General features: G+C 39.6%; 1 protein-coding gene, 1 tRNA gene and 3 pseudogenes. 4 read left to right on the top strand and 1 reads right to left on the bottom strand.

The window, feature by feature from the left end; genetic code table 11:
- The first annotated feature begins 81 nt into the window (after window positions 1-81).
- Window positions 82-155: transfer RNA gene (locus AALA56_RS09720), tRNA-Asn, on the top strand.
- 62 nt (window positions 156-217) lie between these two features.
- Here AALA56_RS09720 and AALA56_RS09715 read toward each other — a convergent pair.
- Window positions 218-388: pseudogene (locus tag AALA56_RS09715) on the bottom strand (helix-turn-helix domain-containing protein); the annotation flags it as partial.
- A gap of 187 nt (window positions 389-575) precedes the next feature.
- On the opposite strand from AALA56_RS09715, the pseudogene AALA56_RS09710 reads away from it, so the two are divergent.
- The 3 genes and pseudogenes from AALA56_RS09710 to AALA56_RS09700 all read left to right on the top strand — a co-directional run.
- Window positions 576-856 (top strand): annotated as a pseudogene (locus AALA56_RS09710) (IS3 family transposase); the annotation flags it as partial.
- A 19-nt stretch (window positions 857-875) separates the two neighbouring features.
- Window positions 876-1,584: pseudogene (locus tag AALA56_RS09705) on the top strand (IS3 family transposase); the annotation flags it as partial.
- Window positions 1,585-1,710: 126 nt separating this feature from the next.
- Window positions 1,711-4,288: Rib/alpha-like domain-containing protein (locus tag AALA56_RS09700; protein ID WP_369909845.1), on the top strand; the 2,578-nt coding region annotated here is incomplete at its 3' end.

The following is a 4,288-nucleotide window of genomic DNA, read 5'->3' as shown; positions in this document are numbered from 1 at the left end:
CGAACACAGTAGTTAAGCCCTAGAACGCCTGATGTAGTTGGGGGTTGCCCCCTGTTAGATAGGGTAGTCGCTTGGCTCTTATCCGCCATAGCTCAGTTGGTAGTAGCGCATGACTGTTAATCATGATGTCGTAGGTTCGAGTCCTACTGGCGGAGTTGATAAACAAATAGGGAGGCATCAGCCTCTTTTTTTGTATGATATTTCGGATCTTTGTCAACACCTGTTGCCTAACAATCCCTCGTCTGATGTCGTTGTTAATTGTTTGAGGAGCCTTAGCTAATCTTCTAGCTATTTCATGATTGGAGAGACTTTCCTTGAGCCAGTGCTCAATATGTCGACGGTCAGCTATTGTCAAGTGTTTCCCTTTTGGTGTATAATAGTCTTGGATCTCAGAAGCCTTCTAATTGTTGTTTTGGTTACAATTATATCTCTCTGAGATGTTTTTTCATACTCTCAAAATGGCTAACTTTATTTTAGAGCTTTTAAATTATAAAACAATTAAAAATAAAAGATGAATATTGAACCGCACCCCAAAAGTTGGACAGAAAAAAATCTAACTTTTGAGGTGTTTTTGTATGAAATTAAGCTATGAAGATAAAGTCAAAATATATGAGATGAGAAAATCAGGCGTTACTTGGTCACAAATTCATGACCAGTTTTGTGTGAACACTAATAACTTAAGGTATATGTTCCCCTTAATTGAGCGTCATGGTATCGATGTTATCAAAAAGACAACCAATCGTCACTATCCTCCTGAGCTAAAACGGGAAATCATTGATAAGGTTCTGATTGAAGGGTATTCTCAAGGGAGTGTTTCTATTGCTATGCGCTTCCTAATATGGGAACATTACCAAATTGGATAGTGTAACCGATTCAAAGCTACTTTCAAGGAGCATAAGGGACGTTATGGCTATCGTCGAATTTGTTTAGAACTTCGTAATCGCGGTTATCCTATTAACCATAAAAAAGTCCAACGGTTATTGCGTATCCTAGGCTTAAAAGCTATTATCCGTCGTAAGCGTCACTATTCTTCTTACAGAGGGGAAGTTGGGAAAAAAAGCAGACAATCTCATTCAAAGAGATTTCAGAGCTAATAAACCTTGTCAAAAGGTATACACAGATGTTACAGAGTTTTCAATAGCTTCAGGGAAAATTTACCTATCGCCTGTTTTAGATGGCTTTAATAGTGAAATTATCAGCTATGATATTTCAACTTCTCCAAATATGTACTAACTTCAACAGATGTTAAAGCAAGCCTTCCCAAAGGAGAGTTACCAAGGTACTATCCTTCATAGCGACCAAGGTTGACAATACCAACACGATTATTATCATCGTTTCCTTAAATCAAAAGGGATTCTTCCCTCCATGTCTAGGAAAGGGAATAGTCCTGATAATGGGATGATGGAATCTTTCTTTGGTATTTTGAAATCTGAAATGTTTTATGGACACGAACATGAATTCAAGTCGCTTAACCAATTAAAGAGAGCTATTGAGGACTATATTTATTATTATAATCACAAACGTATCAAGGTTAACCTAAAAGGACTTAGCCCTGTGCAATACAGAACTATGTCCTTGCTTTAATTATTTGATAGTTATTGTCCAACTTTTTGGGGGCAGTACATATTTGACATTTTAAAGTTAAATGTGTTAATATGATATTGTGCGGTACTGCACCCAAAAAGGTAAAGGAAAAAAGGAGAAAAAAGTATGTTTTATAAAGGAAAACATAGGCAACGATTTTCGATTCGCAAGTATTCATTTGGTGCTGCGTCAGTATTGTTGGGGGCCGTGATTGTTGGAGTAGCAGCTCCAAGTGTTAATGCGGATGAGACACAATCAAATACGCTACCATCAGTGCAAGTAGAGCCGCAAAATACAGATTCAGTAACTGCGGCAGTCGAAAATGAAGCTGTGCAAGCAACTGTGGAAACTAAAGAGGCTAGTGAGTCAGTGGGAAGTTCTGATCAACTTACTAATGATGAGACTGCAGTAGAAACGCCTACAACTTCAACCGCGGAAGTAGCCGAAAAATCGTCAGAAACTGAAGGCAATGAGAGCGAAGTATCCTCAGATGAGGTTGAGAATACAACGCAAGAAGTCAGCGATAGCACGGCTTCCTCGGATGTTTCTGATAGTTCCTCAGCACTTAAAGTTGAAAATGCAGATTTAAAAGCTGAAGAGAAAACTGCGACAGGTGAAGTGAATGAAGCTTCTAAAGAAGAGTCTCTTGACGTTCCTCGGGCTCGTTTTAGAGCCGTTGGGGATGCTGCGAATGCACCAACTTCACCAATGCCAGAAGCTACCACTACAGCCCTTTCAGAGTCTCTTCAGGATGTGATCCAAGCGAATGCGATTTATAGTCCTGGGGTAATTGGAGACAAACACTCCTATGCTGGTAAGGCTTGGCTTCAACAAAGTGAAGAAACCCTAGATGGTATGGGAAGTGGTTCAGTTCCAATGTCTGGTGTGAAGATTTATCTTCAATGGGTCAATGGAAAAGGTCATGTTTCAAATGTTTACTACACAACTTCTGAAGCAGATGGTACCTTTGTTATTAATCTAGATCATGCAGATCTTGAAGATGGAAACCAGTTCAATTTGGCTGGAGATCCAAAAATGGCTATTCGTACTTGGGTTGAAAATCCTGATTCTAGCAAATACAATATTGTACGAGCTGGTGATAGCATTTATGGTTTCCATACGCGTCTCAATCGGAAAAATGAATCATGGGATTTCACAGCTGGAATCAATCGCATTGTGAATGGTATGGTTATTTTCCAAGATAAGGTGGGCGAAGATACTTGGTTAATCAAGCCTGAATCACAACGAGAAGTTTCTCCAAATTCAAATGGTGAATGGCCTAATCGTGGAAGGTATGGTGTGGTTTCTGGTTATGTTTGGTATGATAACGGTGATACTGCAGGTACTCTAGCTAACCAATGGATTAACGATAGTAATGATGTAAAAGCTACTGGTGTGAAAGTTGTTGGTTCCTATCTCAATGATGAAGTTGTTCGTCAAATAGAAGAATGGAAAACTAACAATAAAGGTTATGCGGTTGATGACCTACGCAAAGCACAAGCTGAAATTGTTACAACCTATCAAGCACAACATGGTGAGGGTTCACATATTGCTGAGACTGTTGTTGGAACTGTCGATGCAAACGGTTATTACTACCTTCCGTTTAGAGGTCTTTATGGGGTAAGTGCTACCAAACGGAATAATGCTCTCTCGCCAAATAAAATTTCTGAAGAACAGTGGGGACAACTGGTTTCAGATGACGATGTGGATAATAATAGCTTGATGAAATGGAATGGGACGGCTGGCCAAGTTTACCGTCACATTAATCAAGACTATATGTACGTCACTCCATTAGTGGATAATTACAATGTATGGAGTAACACTTTCTCATCTAATATCTTCCAAGAAGCCGGTAGTTTCCTTTCAAGTGCTACAGTAGGTTACGATATCACATCTGTTAACTTTGCTATTTTGGCACCACAGCCAATGATTGATGCTTTGAAATATGACAATAGTGGCAAAAATAATGCCGCAATTGGTGATGTTGTGGAAGCTCGAGTTGGTGGATTGCTCCCTAGCCGTGAATATCAAGTACAATGGTTTGTAGATGGTAACCCTTCTGGTGACGCGGTGACCATTCTTTCAACTGTAGATGGAACATTTGAACCTGCAGCAAGTACGAATTTCACAGTACCTGCAGATATAAAACGTCAATCCAATATTACTGTTGGGGTATATGAACAGGGAGAAAATACCAAAACTCTCAACAATGCTTTGGCTATGGATTCTCTTATCGCTTCTATAGATCCAGTCGGTCAAACCATTTCAGTTGAATTAAATGAAATTCCAACAGCTAGTGCTGCAATTGCCAATGTTGACCAGCTTGGAGATGGCGTAACCTATAAATGGAAAGAAAATGTTGATACGACAACAGCAGGTGATAAGCCTGCAACTGTCCTTGTAACCTATCCAGAAGATAAGGCTAATGGTCTACCAGAGAAAACAGTCGAAGTGCCTGTGACGGTTAAAGTTATCGACAGTCGTCCTGATAATGTCAAATATGATGCGCAAGGTCAAAATCAGACAGTAGAATTGAATGCAACACCAGAAGCAGAAAAATCTATTGCAAATACAGCTGATCTCCCAGCAGGTACAAAGTATACCTTTAAAGAGGAAGTAGATACTTCTACAACAGGGGATAAAGACGCAACCGTAGTTGTAACTTACCCAGATGGCTCTACGGATGAAGTACCTGTTAAGGTTA

The organism is Streptococcus hyointestinalis (assembly GCF_041225505.1).
Classification (GTDB): domain Bacteria; phylum Bacillota; class Bacilli; order Lactobacillales; family Streptococcaceae; genus Streptococcus; species Streptococcus hyointestinalis_B.
The sequence above is the reverse complement of the archived record's forward strand: the minus strand, read 5'-3'. Positions and strand labels throughout refer to the sequence as shown.